General features: G+C 70.6%; 16 protein-coding genes. 12 read left to right on the top strand and 4 right to left on the bottom strand.

Features of this window, described 5'->3' with window-relative positions; translation table 11 throughout:
* Positions 1-28: 28 nt before the first annotated feature.
* Complete coding sequence (gene dnaB, locus ACZZ98_RS09055; RefSeq protein WP_056142925.1) at positions 29-1,402, bottom strand: replicative DNA helicase; 1,374 nt, start codon at positions 1,400-1,402, stop codon at positions 29-31.
* Between the two features lie 459 nt (positions 1,403-1,861).
* Between dnaB and ACZZ98_RS09050 the strand changes: the two genes are divergently transcribed.
* Complete coding sequence (locus tag ACZZ98_RS09050; RefSeq protein WP_463515924.1) at positions 1,862-2,647, top strand: thioesterase family protein; 786 nt, start codon at positions 1,862-1,864, stop codon at positions 2,645-2,647.
* A 23-nt stretch (positions 2,648-2,670) separates the two neighbouring features.
* Here ACZZ98_RS09050 and ACZZ98_RS09045 read toward each other — a convergent pair whose 3' ends face one another.
* A complete protein-coding gene (locus ACZZ98_RS09045) occupies positions 2,671-2,946 on the bottom strand; it encodes a DUF2277 domain-containing protein (RefSeq protein ID WP_380086557.1) in 276 nt (91 codons plus the stop codon).
* A 69-nt stretch (positions 2,947-3,015) separates the two neighbouring features.
* Between ACZZ98_RS09045 and ACZZ98_RS09040 the strand changes: the two genes are divergently transcribed.
* Genes ACZZ98_RS09040 through ACZZ98_RS09030 form a run of 3 tightly spaced genes read left to right on the top strand, consistent with a single transcriptional unit; the run spans position 3,016 to position 5,087 of the window.
* Entirely contained in the window at positions 3,016-3,369 is a 354-nt protein-coding gene (locus ACZZ98_RS09040) for a YidH family protein (RefSeq protein WP_463515923.1), read from the top strand.
* Positions 3,366-3,701 (top strand): DUF202 domain-containing protein, encoded by a 336-nt coding sequence (locus tag ACZZ98_RS09035; protein ID WP_463515922.1) that lies wholly within the window; start codon positions 3,366-3,368, stop codon positions 3,699-3,701. Before ACZZ98_RS09040 ends, ACZZ98_RS09035 begins: the two co-directional genes overlap by 4 nt.
* Before the next feature lie 21 nt (positions 3,702-3,722).
* Complete coding sequence (locus ACZZ98_RS09030) at positions 3,723-5,087, top strand: MATE family efflux transporter (RefSeq protein ID WP_463515921.1); 1,365 nt, start codon at positions 3,723-3,725, stop codon at positions 5,085-5,087.
* An 18-nt stretch (positions 5,088-5,105) separates the two neighbouring features.
* Here ACZZ98_RS09030 and ACZZ98_RS09025 read toward each other — a convergent pair whose 3' ends face one another.
* The gene (locus ACZZ98_RS09025) at positions 5,106-6,677 is read right to left on the bottom strand and encodes a gamma-glutamyltransferase (protein WP_463515920.1); all 1,572 of its coding nucleotides are present in this window, start codon (positions 6,675-6,677) and stop codon (positions 5,106-5,108) included.
* A gap of 36 nt (positions 6,678-6,713) precedes the next feature.
* On the opposite strand from ACZZ98_RS09025, the gene ACZZ98_RS09020 reads away from it, so the two are divergent.
* The 7 genes from ACZZ98_RS09020 (at position 6,714) to ACZZ98_RS08990 (ending at position 14,394) form a co-directional block, all read left to right on the top strand.
* Positions 6,714-7,496, top strand: coding sequence for an S-methyl-5'-thioinosine phosphorylase (locus ACZZ98_RS09020; protein ID WP_463515919.1), 783 nt, complete (start codon positions 6,714-6,716; stop codon positions 7,494-7,496).
* Complete coding sequence (locus tag ACZZ98_RS09015) at positions 7,493-8,827, top strand: amidohydrolase family protein (RefSeq protein ID WP_463515918.1); 1,335 nt, start codon at positions 7,493-7,495, stop codon at positions 8,825-8,827. The genes ACZZ98_RS09020 and ACZZ98_RS09015 overlap by 4 nt, the downstream gene beginning before the upstream one ends.
* A 2-nt stretch (positions 8,828-8,829) precedes the next feature.
* On the top strand, positions 8,830-9,279 hold the full coding sequence (locus ACZZ98_RS09010; RefSeq protein ID WP_463515917.1) for a cupin domain-containing protein: 450 nt from the start codon (positions 8,830-8,832) through the stop codon (positions 9,277-9,279).
* A gap of 94 nt (positions 9,280-9,373) precedes the next feature.
* Positions 9,374-10,423: a BMP family ABC transporter substrate-binding protein gene (locus ACZZ98_RS09005; RefSeq protein ID WP_463515916.1), complete on the top strand. Its 1,050-nt coding sequence runs from the start codon at positions 9,374-9,376 to the stop codon at positions 10,421-10,423.
* 159 nt (positions 10,424-10,582) lie between these two features.
* Entirely contained in the window at positions 10,583-11,782 is a 1,200-nt protein-coding gene (locus ACZZ98_RS09000) for an ABC transporter permease (protein ID WP_463515915.1), read from the top strand.
* 1 nt (position 11,783) lies between these two features.
* Positions 11,784-12,773 carry an ABC transporter permease gene (locus tag ACZZ98_RS08995; RefSeq protein WP_380086546.1) on the top strand — a complete coding sequence of 330 codons (990 nt, stop codon included), beginning with the start codon at positions 11,784-11,786 and terminating at the stop codon, positions 12,771-12,773.
* A 1-nt stretch (position 12,774) separates the two neighbouring features.
* On the top strand, positions 12,775-14,394 hold the full coding sequence (locus ACZZ98_RS08990) for an ABC transporter ATP-binding protein (RefSeq protein WP_463515914.1): 1,620 nt from the start codon (positions 12,775-12,777) through the stop codon (positions 14,392-14,394).
* A gap of 32 nt (positions 14,395-14,426) precedes the next feature.
* Here ACZZ98_RS08990 and ACZZ98_RS08985 read toward each other — a convergent pair whose 3' ends face one another.
* Positions 14,427-14,756 (bottom strand): hypothetical protein, encoded by a 330-nt coding sequence (locus tag ACZZ98_RS08985; protein ID WP_463515913.1) that lies wholly within the window; start codon positions 14,754-14,756, stop codon positions 14,427-14,429.
* Positions 14,757-14,898: 142 nt separating this feature from the next.
* Here ACZZ98_RS08985 and ACZZ98_RS08980 point away from each other — a divergent pair, with 142 nt between their 5' ends.
* Positions 14,899-15,798, top strand: a complete 900-nt coding sequence (locus ACZZ98_RS08980; RefSeq protein ID WP_463515912.1) for an alpha/beta fold hydrolase — start codon at positions 14,899-14,901, stop codon at positions 15,796-15,798.
* Positions 15,799-15,858: the final 60 nt, after the last annotated feature.

Here is a 15,858-nt window from a genome sequence, read left to right as displayed (position 1 = left end):
GTCTTGCAATCTTCGCTGCATCTCGACACTAGAAGCCGCCGTCGCGGGCCATGTTGCTGAACCGGCTGTAGTGCCCCTGGAAGGCGAGCACGATGTCGGCGGTCGGGCCGTTGCGGTGCTTGGCCACGATGACGTCGGCCTCACCGTCGCGCTCGGGGTCGGACCGGTCGCGGTGGAGCAGGATCACCATGTCGGCGTCCTGCTCGATCGATCCACTTTCACGAAGGTCGCTCATCTGGGGGCGCTTGTCGGTGCGCTGCTCGGGACCACGGTTCAGCTGCGAGATCGCGATGACCGGGACCTCGAGCTCCTTGGCCAGCAGCTTGAGGGCACGGGAGAACTCGGCGACCTCCTGCTGGCGGGACTCGACCTTCTTGCCCGAGCTCATCAGCTGGAGGTAGTCGATGATCACCATGCGCAGGTTGTGCTGCTGCTTGAGTCGTCGGCACTTGGACCGGATCTCCATGAGCGACATGTTGGGCGAGTCGTCGATGAAGAGAGGCGCGTCCGAGATCTTGCCCATGACGCGCGCGAGCTTGTTCCACTGCTCCTGACCCTTGAGGCCCTTGCGGAGGTCCTGGAGCTGGATGGTCGCCTCGGCGGAGAGGATGCGCATCGTGATCTCGGTGCGGCTCATCTCGAGCGAGAACACGGCGGTCGCCATGTTGTGCTTGATCGCCGCCGCGCGAGCGATGTCGATGCCAAGAGTCGATTTGCCCACGGCAGGTCGAGCTGCGATGACGATCATCTGGCCGGGGTGCAGACCGTTGGTCAGGGTGTCGAGCTCGAGGAAGCCGGTGGGCACACCGGTCAGGTCGTCGGTGCGGCCGGCGGCGGCCTCGATCTCCTCCATCGTCGCGTTGAGGAGCTCACCGAGCTGGTGGTAGTCCTCACCGCCCCGCTTCTCGGCGACGGAGTAGACCTCGGCCTGGGCGCGGTTGACGATCTCGTCGACGTCGCCCTCACCCTGGCCGTAGCCCATCTGCACGATGCGCGTGCCGGCCTCGACGAGCCGTCGCAGCACCGCCCGCTCGTGCACGATCTCGGCGTAGTAGCCGGCGTTGGCGGCGGTCGGCACCGACTGGATGAGCTGGTGGAGATAGGCCTGGCCACCGACGCGGGTGAGGTCGCCGCGCTTGCCCAGCTCGTCGGCGACGGTGATGGCGTCGGCGGGCTCGCCACGGCCATAGAGATCGAGGACCGCGTCATAGATCAGCTCGTGGGCCGGGCGATAGAAGTCCGTGGACTTCGTCACCTCGAGGCAGTCGGCGATCGCATCCTTGTTGAGGAGCATCGAGCCGAGGACGGACTGCTCGGCGCCGAGGTCCTGGGGTGGAAGCCGGTCGTCGGGGGGACCGTCGCTCGAGCCGGTGTAGCTGCTGCTGAGCTCCGCGATCGACACCCGCCGCCCCTTCCCGTTCACACTCGTATGCCGTGGAGACAGCGTGTCAGCGACGTGTGACAGCCCGCCGCACTCTGCTCCGATGAACCCGGTTCGGACGTGTGCCGCGATCCAGGATCGACCCAACGTAGGACCTCTGCGGCCCCGTGACCAATCCCCCGAAACAGCCCTGAGGACAACCTGTGGATGGCTCGTGGAAAACGCCCGACCTCGTTGTGCACAGCCAGTGGACAGCCCTGTGGACAGAATGAGAACCCGGCCCGTCGCAACGCTCTGACCTGCAGGTTCGTCGTGCACCGGGTGTGCGCAAAAGAAAGATTCGGGCGTGTCTCGTCCACATGGGCTGGCTCACATCACCGGCCGCACCACCCGGTCGAACCCCTCATTTCCGGCTGCCTACTCGGTGGTAGGCCCCACCTGCACCAACACTCACAGGAAGCGTGCGACAGGATCAGGGCCATGGCCTATTTCGAACGCACCGGCCCCACCACCTTCCTCGCCACCGAACACACCGGCGGCGCCTGGGCCCTCGACGAGCAGCACATCGCACCGGCACTCGGGCTGCTCGCCCACGTCGTCGAGACCGACCGTGACGAGCGCCGTCCAGACAGCACGGACAGCACCGCCCTCCCGCTCGCCCGCCTCTCCTACGACATCCTCGGCACCCTCCCGATCGGCGAGGTCGACACGACCGTCACCGTCCGTCGACCCGGCCGCACCATCGAGCTCGTCGAGGCCACGCTCAGCCATGGTGGCCGCCCGGCCGTAATCCTGCGCGCCTGGCTGCTCCAGCCCCGCGACACCCGGGCCGTCGCCGGGTCCGCCACCCCGCGCATCCCCTCGCCCGACGAGACCGAGCCCTGGGACCCCACGACCGTGTGGCCCGGCGGATTCATCCGGACCATCCACCTGCGCCGCGCCCAGACCGAGGCCGGGCGCGCCCACTTCTGGGCCCGCACCGACGACCCCCTCGTCGCCGGCGAGGCCGTCTCACCGACCGCAGCAGCCATCGGCCTCCTCGACATCGCCAACGGGATGACCGTGCGCGAGGCTCCGACCGACGTCGCCTTCCCCAACCTTGACCTCACCGCCCACCTGGTCCGCGCGCCACGACCCGGCTGGGTCGGCTTCGACACGACGGTCACCTTCGGCGACGACGGCATCGGCCTGACGAGCAGCGTCGTCCATGACGAGGACGGTCCGGTCGGCACGCTCAACCAGATCCTCACCGTCCGCCCGCGATAGCCCGCCGACGGTCCGCCCGGGCCTCAGCCCGCGCGGCCGTACCTCTCGGCCGAGCGTGCCCTCGCCTTCGCCGCCTCGACCTCCCGGTCCTTGGGTGGCGCAGTCGTCACCAGGTGGTTCAGGAGGTGCTGGGTCGCGTCCGCGACCTCGCGCACGGCGGCGTCGAACGCCTCCTGGTTCGCCTGTGACGGCTTGGTCGCCCCACTCACCTTGCGCACGTACTGGAGCGCCGCGGCATACACCTCGGAGTCCGTCGCGGGTGGCTCGAAGTTGTGCAGCTGTCGGATGTTTCGGCACATGCCTTCAATGTATGCCGCCCGCTCGCCTTCCAAAAGGGCCTCACCACCCGCGGTCGATAGGGTCAAGGCATGGCAGAGCCACCCCGGCGCGTGCTCGGACCCGGCACCGAGCCCGACCCGCGGTTCACCCTCGCCAACGAGCGGACCTTCCTCGCGTGGATCCGCACCGGGCTGGCTCTCATCGCCGGCGCGGTCGCCATCGAGGGCTTCTCGATCAACCTCGACGAGACCGTCCGCGGCATCCTCGCGGTCCTGCTCGTCGTCCTCGGAGTTACCGTCGCCGTTGGGGCCGGAGTGCGCTGGCTGCGGGTCGAGCAGGCGATGCGTCAGGGACGGCCGCTGCCCTTCCCGTCGCTCATCCCGTTCCTCGTCCTCGCCACCGTCGTCGCCGCCATCGTTCTGCTGTTCCTCGTCCAGAAGTGACCCCCCACGACCCCACGACGCCGCGCACCGACGGCGGGTTGCAGCCCGAGCGCACGTCGCTCGCGTGGCAGCGGACCGCGATCTCGTTCGTCGGGGCCTCGCTGCTGTTCCTGCGCTGGACCACGCAGCACGGCCCCGTCGTCGGTGTGGTCGTCGCCCTTGCGGCGGTCATCGCGACGTGGATCTTCTTCCACACCCGCACCCGGCTGCGCCGGATCGGTCGGCTCTTCCCCGCGCCCGGACTGGAACCGGCGACGACGGAGGTCCTCGTCGTCTGCGCTGCCACCGCCACGCTCGCCGTGGCCGCGCTGTGGGTCACGCTCGCCACCTGAGCCCTCGACTAGCGTCTCCGTGTGAGCCAGACCCCACAGGAGTCCCCCAGCCAGCACCGCGAGGTGCTGCGGCTCGCCCTCCCCGCGTTCCTGGCGCTCGTCGCCGAACCCCTCTTCCTGCTCACCGACTCCGCGATCGTCGGCCACCTCGGCACCCCTCAGCTCGCCGGCCTCGGGGTCGCGAGCGCCATGCTGCTCACGGCAGCCAACATCTTCGTCTTCCTCGCCTATGGCACGACATCGGTGGTCGCGCGCCAGCTCGGTGCCGGCAACCGCGACGGCGCCGTCGCCGCGGGCATCGACGGCACGTGGCTCGCCGTCGGGTTGGGCGCCGTCACCGCGGTCCTCGTGGCAACCTTCGCCGAGCCGATCTGCCAGCTCTTCGGTGCCTCGCCGGAGGCCCTGGGCCATGCCGTCACCTATCTGCGCATCAGCGCCATCTCGATCCCTGCGATGCTCGTCGTCCTGGCCACGACCGGTGTCCTGCGCGGGCTCCAGGACACCAAGACCCCGCTCATCGCGAGCGCCGCCGGCTTCACGAGCAACATCGCTCTCAACCTGCTCTTCGTCTACGGATTCGGTTGGGGCATAGCCGGATCGGCGCTCGGCACCGTGATCGCCCAGACCGGCATGGCCGCCGCCCTCGTCGCCGTGCTCATGCGCGAGGCCGCTCGCCACCACGTCACGCTGCGGGCCCACCCGGCCCGCATCCTCGGGGCGGCACGCACGGGCGTCCCCCTCCTCATCCGCACGATGGCCCTGCGGGCCGTCCTCCTCACGACCACCTGGGTCGCGGCCGGCCTCGGGGACGTGCCGCTGGCGGCATACCAGGTGTCGGCCACGATCTGGTCCTTCCTCGTCTTCGCTCTCGATGCCATCGCCATCGCCGCCCAGGCCATCACCGGGCGCACCCTCGGTGCAGGTGACATCGCCCGAACCCGTTCTGCCACAACGCTCATGACCCGCTGGGGCGTCATCGGTGGGGTGGTCCTCGGCATCGTCGTGCTCCTCCTCCACACGACCCTGCCGCGCCTGTTCACCAGCGACCCGGCCGTGCAGTCCGCCATCGCCGCGGCGCTCATCATCGTCGCCCTGTCACAGCCGCTGAGCGGCTACGCCTTCGTCATCGACGGCGTTCTCATCGGGGCCGGCGACGGGCGCTGGCTGGCCCGGGCGATGCTCGTCAACTTCCTGGCCTACCTGCCGCTCATCCTCGGCGTCCACCTCATGGGCGACTGGCTCCTCGAGGACGGCAGCACGCGCGGGTCCGACAACGCCGTCACCTGGCTGTGGCTCGCCTTCACCGCGTTCATGGCGATCCGGGGGGTCCTCATGTGGGCGCGCGTCCGCACCGACCACTGGATGGTCACCGGCGCGACGCGCTAGGAACCGACTCCGTCGGAGTCAGGTGACGGCGACGGCGGCCTCGCGCCTTGGGTCGCCGGCCGCGCGCAGCTGACCGCCACCGTCGAGGTATGCCGCACCCACCCCGCCGAAGTACATCGACAAGGCTCCGTGGTCGAGTCCGGTCAGGCCAGCCCGGTCCACGGCGGCAGCGAGGTCGGCGCTGGCCTCGTGCTCGACCACCGGCTCGCCTGACGCCCCGAACCGCACGTGCATCCGCGGCGCCCGGATCGCCACGTCGAGGTCGGCCCCACCGAGGCAGAGCTGGGACAGGACCTGCATGAGCGCCGTCGTGATGCGGTCGGCGCCGGGCGAACCCACCGCCAGCACCCGACCGTCAGCGGCCCGAGCGATCGTCGGCGCCATGTTGGACGCGAGCCGCGTCCCGGGCGGAAGCGCGTGCAGCCCCAGCCGGTTGAGCTCCGGCTCGCCGAGCGCGTTGTTGAGGAGCAGCCCCGTGCCGGGGATCGTCACGCCCGACCCGTAGCCGCTCGACATCGTCACGGCGCACGCCAACCCGTCCGAGTCGATCGCCGAGATGTGGGCGGTCGAGGACGACGTCGGCAGCCCGGCCAGACCGTGACGCTCGACCGCGGCCAGGAGAGCGTGCCCGTCGGCGGCGAGGTCGCGCGAGACGTCGTGCACCTTGACGCGATAGGCGAGCACGGCCCTCTGGATCCGCAGGACGTCGTCCCAGGTGGGGCCAGCGGCGGCGTGTCCCGTCCCCGACCGTCCGACTGGGTGGGTTCGGGACGTGCGCTCGAGCTCGGCGAGCATCACGGCCAGCAGCGGTCCCCCGACCGAGGGCGGCGGGTTGACCGCGACGTCCCAGTCACCGAGCGTGCGCCGCACCGGTTCGCGGACCACCACCTCGTATGCCGCCAGGTCGGCTTCCGTGACCAGCCCACCGTGCGCCGCCATCTCGGCCGCGAGCGCCCGGCCGAGCTCGCCCGTCGTGAGGATCGAGGCACCCTCGCGGGCCACCTGCTCCAGCACCGACGCGAGCTCGGGGTTGCGCGCGAGATCGCCTGCGGCAAAAGGGGATCCGTCGGTGCGTCGAGTCAGCAGCCGGGCGCCGTCGTCGTGGCCGAAGAGCGGGTCGGCGACGAGCGCGAGGTAGCGCGACGCGGCCCCGCCGATCGGATAGCCGTCGCGGCACACTCCCGCCGCCGGGTCCACGACGGAGCCCCACGGCCGGGAGCCGAACCGCGCGACGGCCAGCTCGCACGCCGAGAGGGCGCCGGGCACGGCGACCGAGCCGTGACCGGCATACATGGTCACCCCACCTCCGTAGGTCGTGACGACCTCGCGCACTCCCCCGCCGAACGCCTCACGGGCCAGCCCGTGGCCCGGCATCACGACGTTGCCGTCGAGGACCACGGGTGAGCCCGACGCGGGCCACACCGTGACGAAGGCACCACCCGCGAGGCTGACGATCCCGGGCTCGCTGCTCATGGCGGCGATGGCCGCAGCGATGGCGGCGTCGACCGCGTTGCCGCCGTCGGCGACGACCTGCTGGCCGGCCCCGAGCGACGCGGGCCCCGTCGCCGCGATCGCCACCTGCCTGCTCATGCGAGGCATCCTCGCACCACCGGTACGGTGGCGCCCGTGAGCCTCCAGCCCCTGGGAATCATTGCCGGCACCGGCTTCTACGACCTCGAGGCGCTCGACGACGCCCGCAGCGAGAGCATCGACACGGCATACGGATCGACGTCGGTGACCCGCGGTTCGTGGCATGGCCAGCCCGTCGTCTTCATCACGCGGCACGGGGCCGGGCACGACGTGCCGCCGCACCGCGTCAACTACCGAGCGATCATCAGGGCGCTGGCCGACCTGGGCGTCCGTGACGTCCTCGCGGTCAACGTCACCGGCGGCATCGACCCGGACCTCGAAGCCGGCGAGCTCGTCTGCATCGACGACTTCCTCGACTTCACCAGGCTGCGCAGCGCGACGTTCCACGACGGCGAGGGTCCTGAGGGTGTCGTGCACACCGACATGTCGTCGGCCTACGACTCGATGCTGCGCCGCGAGCTGCTCGACGCCGCGAGCTCGATCGGCCAGCCGGTCATCGACGGAGGCGTCTACGTCTGCTTCGACGGACCGCGCTTCGAGTCGCCGGCCGAGATCCGGCTCGCCGCCCTGGCCGGCGGGACCGTCGCCGGGATGACGGGGGTGCCCGAGGTGACCCTTGCTGCCGAGGCCGGACTCCGGTATGCCGCCCTCAGCCTGGTCGTGAACCCTGCGGCCGGTGTCCGGCCGGGGAGTCCGATCACGATGGAGGAGATCGCCGCGGTGCTCGAGCAGGGCGCGCCCAAGGTGCTCGCCGTGCTCGACGAGCTGGTCCACACGCGGTCGGTGTTCCCGGCCGACGACGCGGAACCCGTCGCATGAGCCGAGTCGTCCTGCAGGACCTCGCCGTCGTGGTGACGGTGAACCCCGACGACACGGTGCTGCGCGACGTCTCCATCGCGGTCGAGGACGGAGTCATCACCGAGATCGGCGCCGTGGCGCCGGGCGAGGGTGACCAGGTGGTCGACGGCCGGGGTCGCCTCGCGCTGCCGGGACTCGTCAACCTCCACACCCACCTGCCGATGACGCTGCTGCGTGGGATCGCCGAGGGCGTGGACCTGCAGGGGTTCCTGACGCGGGTGTGGGCGGCCGAGGGCGCCCTGATGGACCCGGCGACGGTCGAGCTCGGCGCGACGCTCGGAGCCCTCGAGTCGCTGCTCGGTGGGTGCACCACCCAGCTCGACATGTACTTCCACCACGAGGCCGCCCACCGTGGCGCCGTGGCAGCGGGTTCGCGACACGTGGGCGGGCCGACCTTCTTCGACGGCCCGGGCCCCGACGGCCTGGCCTGGGAGCAGCGGATCGCCGGGCTGCGCGCCTGGCCGGAGGTCCTGCGTGCGACGGGCGGACCCGAGGTGCCGGTCGCGGCGATGCCGCACAGTACCTACACGTGCTCGGTCGAGCACCTCGCCGAGGTGGCGAGGGTCCTGGCTGAGCTGACCCCCCGGGGTGTCCTGCACACCCATGTCTCCGAGAACGCCGCCGAGAACGCCGACACCCGGGCCCGGTTCGGCGCCACCCCGACCGGACTGCTCGACCGCGCCGACGCCCTGACCGGCCCGGCCCGCGTCGTGTTCGGGCACGGCGTGCACCTCACCGAGTCCGACCGGGCCACCGCGGCCGCTGCCCGCGTCACCGTGGCGCACTGCCCAGGCTCCAACCTCAAGCTCGCCTCCGGCGCGCTGGACTGGCAGCGGTGGCGAGCGGACGGCATACATCTCGGTATCGGCACCGACGGGTGCGCCTCCTCCAACGACCTCGACGTGTGGCAGGCCATGCGGCAGGCCGCCCACCTCGCGGCGCTCACGTCCGGTGACCCGGCCGTCGACGCGACCCAGATCCTGCGGGCCGCCACCATCGACGGCGCCCGGGCCCTCGGCATGGACCACCTCGTCGGCAGCCTCGAGGTCGGCAAACGCGCCGACCTCGTCCTGCTCGACCTCGAGCAGCCGCACCTCACACCGGTCCACGACGTGCCCGCGCTGCTCGTCCACGCGGCAGGGAGGGGCGATGTCACCGACGTTCTCGTCGATGGCAGGATCGTCGTCAGCGAGCGCCGCAGCACGCAGGTGGACGCGCGTGACCTCCTCGAGAGGAGTCGCGCCCGGGCTCGCGACGCAGCAGCCGCCGTCCTCGCAGTCCAGGAAGCCTGACCATGCGCACAGCCGAGCAGATCATCGCCGAGCTCACGATGCAGCCCATCCCCGGGGAGGGTGCCTGGTTCGTCGAGGGTCCGCGCACGCAGGAGCTCTCCTCGATCCTCGTCCTGTTGACCTCCGAGGCCGACGGCTTCTCCGCGATGCACCGGCTCGAGATCGACGAGGGCTGGCAGTGGCTCGAGGGCGCACCCGCCGCCCTGCTGCGACTCAAGGAGAGCCCACGCCGCAACCACGGCACGCTCACCCTGCTCAGTGAGCAGCGCCGTCAGCTGCTCGTGCGCAGGGGTGTCTGGCAGGGCGCCGCGACGATGGGCGAGTGGACGCTGCTGTCCTGCTGGTGCAGCCCCGCCTACCGGCCGAAGCACTTCACCCTCGGGAACCGCGACCACCTCACCGGGGCGTTTCCCGGGTATGCCGCGGAGATCGCCGCGCTGACCCGCCAGTAACGACCCTGCAACGGCCGTTCGCAACCCGGTCTCAATGCGCGGTCCGTGCGGCTACCATTCGGGGGCATCCTGCACACCCCCAAGGAGTATCCCTATGAAGGCCAAGCCTTTCCTCATCGCGGCTCCCGCCGCCCTCGCGCTCGCCCTCGCCGGTTGTGGCGGCAGCACCGGTGAAACCGGCTCCGGCGGCGGCTCGGCAGCCCCCAAGGACTGCTCCTCGGCGGACGTGTTCTGCATCGGTCTCGTCACCGACAAGGGCACCATCGACGACAAGTCGTTCAACCAGGCCGCCTGGGAGGGCGTCGAGGCCCTCAAGGGCGACGGTGTCCAGACGAAGTACGTCGAGACCAAGGACTCCAAGGACTACCCGGCGAACATCAAGCAGTTCACCGACCAGAAGTACGACGCGATCGTCACCGTCGGCTTCCTCATGGGTGAGGCCACGGTCACCGCGGCCAAGGCCAACCCCACGGTCAAGTTCGTGGGTGTCGACCAGTTCCAGGACGAGGCCGCCACCGCGCCCAACGTCACTGGCCTGATCTTCCCCGAGGCCAACGCGGGATACGCCGCCGGCTACCTCGCCGGTCTCATGACCAAGAGCAACAAGATCGGCATCGTCCTCGGCGAGGAGATCCCCCCGACGGCCGCCTACGCCAAGGGCTACGAGGTCGGCTCGAAGGCCGCGAACCCCAAGATCTCGGTCGCGAAGGTCTACCACCCCGCCGGCCCCAACGCCTTCTCCGACTCCCCGTGGGGCGCCGGCGAGGCCAAGAAGATGCTGGCGCAGGGCGCTGACATCATCTTCGGTGCCGGAGGCGGCACCGGCAACGGAGCCCTCGGCGAGGTCGCCAAGACCTCGGGCGCCGGCACCAAGCTCTACTGCATCGGTGTCGACATCGACCAGTGGGACACCGTCCCCGAGGCGCAGCCGTGCCTCGTGACCTCGGCCGAGAAGAAGCTCGTCGAGGGCACCACCGACCTGCTCAAGCAGGCCAAGGACGGCTCCATCAAGGGCGGCAACTTCCTCGGCAAGACCGGCCTGGCCGAGTACCACGACTTCGACTCGAAGATCCCCGCCGACGTCAAGACCAAGGTCGAGGACGTCGTCAAGAAGCTCGAGGACGGCAGCCTCAAGGTCGCCTGACCAAGGCGCCCGACTGCACGGCCGGTCGGTCCGTGGCGGTGACCCGCGAACCGCTCGGTTCGTGACCGCTCGTCGGCTACAGTCCGAGCATGCTTCCGACGGAACGGGTGCCCTCTCCGGAGGGCACCCGTTCCTCCGTTCCGACATCACCGGAGAGTCATGGCTGACCCCGACCACCCGCCGGCGAAGGGCACGCCTGCCGATGCCAGCGGCGCGCCCGCGAAGGCGCCGGCCGACGCGCCCGCGGTGCCCGTCGTCGCCGAGCGCGGCGCCCCGCCGCCCCCCACCGGGCTGCTCGGCTTCCTCGTCCGTCACCAGGCGATCGTCGTGCCGATCCTCGCGGTCGTGCTGGCGTTCGCCATCGGGGCGATCCTCATCCGGGCACAGGGGTTCAACCCGACCTACGCCTACCAGCGGCTGTTCCAGCGCTCCTTCCTCACCGAGGGCGGCCTGCTCGCGACGCTGCAGAAGACGACCCCGCTGATCCTCGTCGGCCTCGCCGTCGCGATCCCGCTCAAGGTGGGCCTGTTCAACATCGGCGCCCAGGGCCAGCTCATGGCCGGCAGCATCGGCGCCGCGTGGCTCGCCTACTCCCTGCGCGGCCTGCCCGCGCCGCTCCTGGTCATCGTCTGTGTGGTCGTGGGCCTGCTCTTCGGAGCGATGTGGGCCTCGATCGCCGCGCTGCTCAAGACGACCCGCGGCGTGCACGAGGTCATCTCGACGATCATGCTCAACTCGATCGCCGTCGGCCTCATCGACTGGCTCATCAACGGTGGGCCGTTGGCCGACACCAGCCAGGTCTTCCCCACCACCCATGCCGTGGCCGAGGGTGCCCGGCTCACGCCGCTCGGCGTGCTCCCATGGGGTCTGCCCGTGGCCCTGCTCCTCGCGGTCCTCGTCGCGTGGATGCTCAAGAGGACCACCCTCGGCTTCGAGCTGCAGACCGTGGGCCGCAACCGGTTCGCCGCCGGCTACGCAGGGATCTCGACCACGAAGGCGACGATCATCGCCATGGCCACCTCGGGTGCCCTCGCCGGTCTCGCCGGGACGCTCGAGCTCTTCCAGATCGAGCCCTACCGCTACCAGAGCGGCATCGCCGGCAGCCTCGGCTTCGACGGCATCACCATCGCCCTGCTCGCCCGGGGCAACCCGCTCGGCACCATCCCGGCCGCGCTCCTCGTCGGCGCGATGAGAGCCGGCGCCCCGAGCCTGCAGTTCGAGCTCGGCATCCGCCCGGAGGTCGTCGACGTCCTCCTCGCCATCACCCTGCTCATGGTCTCGCTCCCGGTCATCGCGAAGTGGATCTTCCGACGGCACGCGGCCAAACAGACCCAGCTCGCCGGAAGCTGGGGGTCCTGACATGCAGTGGTTCCTGCGCAACAAGATCTGGGCGAGCACCGCGCTCCTCGTCCTCGTCGCGGCCTACGCGTTCTACTTCGTGAACTCCAACATCGCGGTCTCGATGTTCTCCTACGCCTGGTTCCTCGCCGTGCCGCTCGTCCTCGGCGCCATGGTCGGCGTCATCGGTGAGCGCTCGGGTGTGGTCAACATCGGCATCGAGGGCCAGATGCTCGTGGGTGCTTTTGCGGCCTTCTTCGCGGCGGCGGCGACCCAGTCGGTCGTGATCGGTGTCATCGCCGGCGCCCTGTCCGGCATCGCGATGGGCGCCTTCCTCGCCTTCTCGACAGTGGTCGGCCAGCTCGACCAGATCATCGCCGGCGTCGTCATCAACATCGTCGCCACCGGCATCACGTCGTTCTACTACGAGTCCGGCAAGACGATCCCGCGCGGACTGCCCAACTTCGACGTGCCCCTGCTGTCGAGCATCCCGCTCATCGGTCCGGTGTTCTTCTCGGACGGGCCGATCGCGCTCTTCGCCCTCGTCATCGCGTTCACCCTGCACTTCCTGCTCTTCAAGACGCGGTGGGGGCTGCGCACCCGGGCCGTCGGCGAGTACCCGTCAGCGGCCGACACCGCCGGGATCAACGTCATCGGCCTCCGCCTCTTCAACGTCACCGTGGCCGGGACGCTGGCGGGCATCGCCGGCACCTATCTCTCCATGGAGGCCACGAGCACCTTCGAGCGCGACATGAGCTCGGGCCGAGGCTTCCTCGCCCTGGCCATCCTCATCTTCGGTGCGTGGCGTCCGATGCGCGCCCTGGCCGCAGCACTGTTCTTCGGCTTCATGTCGGCGTCCGCCTCGCAGCTGCAGGCCAGCAACGTCGTCGACATCCCCCAGCAGTTCATCAACCTGCTGCCCTACGTGCTGACCCTCGTCGTGCTCGCCGCGGCCGCGGGCCGTGTGCGTGCACCGGGCGCCGTGGGGCAACCGTTCGTGAAGGGTGACTGACATGGCGACCACAGCTCCGGACCCGGCATCGACAGGCGCGACGGAGGCGAGCGGTGAGCGCGCGGCATACGCCAGCACCGCCGCAGGCGGCCGCGAGACCCTGCTCCAGATCGAGGGCCTGTCCAAGTCCTTCGGCACGGTCCACGCCAACCAGGACATCTCGCTGCGGGTCGATCGCGGCGAGATCGTCGCCCTCCTGGGTGAGAACGGCGCCGGCAAGTCGACGCTGGTCAAGCAGATCTTCGGTCTGATGACTCCCGACGCCGGCACGATCACCATCAAGGGCGACTCGAGCCGGGTCAAGGACCCCAAGGACGCCATCCGCCGGGGCATCGGCATGGTGCACCAGCACTTCCAGCTCGTCCCCGTCATGACCGTCGCCGAGAACCTCATGCTCGGCCACGAGAGCACCAAGGGTGTGGTGCTCGACCTCGACGGAGCGCGCGCCATGGTCCGGGAGCTGTCGGCCAGGCACAAGCTCGAGGTCGACCCCGATGCCGAGGTCGAGGACCTTCCCGTCGGCACACAGCAGCGCGTCGAGATCCTCAAGGCACTCTCTCGTCGGGTGGATCTGCTCATCCTCGACGAGCCGACCGCGGTGCTCACTCCTCAGGAGACCGACGAGCTGCTGGGTGTCATGCGCGAGCTCGCCGCGGGTGGGACGTCGATCGTCTTCATCACCCACAAGCTGCGTGAGGTGCTGGCCGCGGCCGACCGCTGCTACGTCCTGCGCCAGGGCAAGGTCGTCGGCGGGTTCGACGACCTCAGCAGCACGACCACGAGCGACCTCGCCTCGATGATGGTCGGGCGCGACGTCGTCCTGCGCATCGACAAGGCGAAGGCCACGCCGGCCGAGACCGTCCTCTCGATCAAGGGCCTCGAGGTGCGCGACGACCGCGGGCTCGGCGCCGTCAACGGGTTCGACCTCGAGGTGCGCGCCGGTGAGATCGTCGGCCTCGCCGGTGTCGAGGGCAACGGCCAGCGCGAGCTCGTCGAGTCCATCGCGGGCATGCGGCCCTCGGTCGCCGGGTCGGTGCACCTCGGCTCGGGCACGGACTCCGTCGACATCACGAGGTCCAACGCCCGCGACACCAACAACGCCGGTGTCGGTCACGTGCCCGAGGACCGCGAGAAGCACGGCATCGTCGGGGGCTGGTCGATCGCCGACAACCTCGTCCTCAACCGCTACGACGAGGCGCCGTTCGCCAAGGGCTTCATCCGCGACTTCGGCGCCGTGCGTGAGCACGCGGTCGAGCTGCGGGAGGAGTTCGACATCCGCTCGCCCAACGTCGAGGCCCCGGCCGGGTCGCTCTCCGGCGGCAACAAGCAGAAGGTCGTCGTCGCCCGCGAGATGTCGGCCAAGCCGCGACTGCTCATGGCGGCGCAGCCCACCCGCGGCGTCGACGTCGGCTCGATCGAGTTCATCCACCGGCGCATCGTCGAGGCCCGCGACGAGGGCGCCGGCGTGCTGCTCGTCTCGGCCGAGCTCGACGAGATCCTCTCGCTCTCGGACCGGATCGCGGTGATCCACGGCGGCAAGGTCGTCGCCGAGATCGACGGCAAGGACGCCGACCGCACCGAGATCGGCCGACTCATGGCCGGCGACTCCGACTCCCACTGACTGGTCAAACCCGACGGGTCAACGCCGACGGGTCAGCGGCACTCCTCCGCGAGCTTCGCGAGCGCGGACTCCGGCGGGGTGCCGTCGGATGCGGCGATGTCCTCGGCTGCGGTGAGCAGCTCGGACTCCAGGCCCAGGCCCTGGGCGAGGTCGATGGCGGAGCCGAGGGTGGCTCGGTCGGCGTCGTTGAGGTTGTTGTCGGCGACGAGCGGACACACCGTGCCACGGAGCTGGCGCACGGCCGACTCCTTGGCCTCGGACGTGGCCGCGGACGCCGCGTCGGAGGCGACGTCCTCTGCCGCCTGACACCCGCCGAGCAGGGCGGCGCTGACGAGGAGGGTGACGGCGAGGTGACGGGTCATGCGCGGCAGTGTTCCAGCGTTTCCTGAGCCGGGGCTGGACGTCGACGAGGCGCCACCCTCTTTCTCGCGGGAGCCTTGCTCGCGGGAGGCTTGCTCGCGCGAGGCTTCTCAGGCGCGGCCGGGACTGACAGGGTGGGGCACCATGACGACCTCCCCTCCGGACGTGCGCACCTCCACCCTCCAGCTGCCCGAGGTGGACCTCGTCCACGACGTGCGCGGCCCGCTCCCGAGCGCCGACGGACGGCCGCCGCTGCTCATGATCGGGCAGCCGATGTGCGCCGACGGGTTCGAGGCGCTGGCCCTTGAGCTTCCTGACCGGACGGTCGTCACCTATGACCCGCGCGGCCTCGGTCGCAGCACGACCCGGCGGGACGGCCGCACCGACCAGAACCCCCACGACCAGACGGCCGACCTCCACGCCCTCGTCGAGCACCTCGGCGCCGGCCCCGTCGACCTGTTCGCGAGCAGCGGCGGCGCCGTGACGGCACTGCACTGGGCAGCAACCCACCCCGAGGACCTCGTCACGGTCGTCGCGCACGAACCCCCGGCGATCTGGGCCCTGCCCGATGCCGAAGCCGTGGAGCGCGCCTCGGCCGAGGTCGGCGCGGCCTATGCGGAGCACGGCTTCGGCGCAGGGATGGCTGCCTTCATCAGGATGACGAGCTGGCAGGGCGAGTTCACCGACGACTACTTCGCTCAGCCCGCGGCGGACCCGGCGCAGTTCGGGCTGCCCACCGAGGACGACGGCTCCCGCGACGACCCGCTGCTCTCCGACAGCTCGGACGCCGTGACCTCGAGCCGGCCGGACCTCGACGCCCTGAGGAGCGGCTCGCCGCGGCTCGTCCTCGCCGTCGGTGAGGAGACCGGAGCCGCGATCACGGCGCGCACCACTCGCGGCATCGCGGCCGAGCTCGGGCTACCTGTCACCACCTTCCCGGGCGGTCACGGCGGGTTCGGGAGCGCCGACGGTCCGTGGCCCGGCAGGTCGGTCGAGTTCGGCGCTCGCCTCGCCGAGGTCCTGTCGAGCGACGGCCGCGCCTGAAGCGTCGACCCGCGCCCGCCGCGGGGAGCAATCCGCGGCGTCCTGAGTGCCGGAACTCAC

Source organism: Knoellia sp. AC549 (assembly GCF_979258975.1).
Note: the sequence above shows the minus strand (reverse complement) of the source record. Positions and strands in the feature narration are given on the sequence as shown.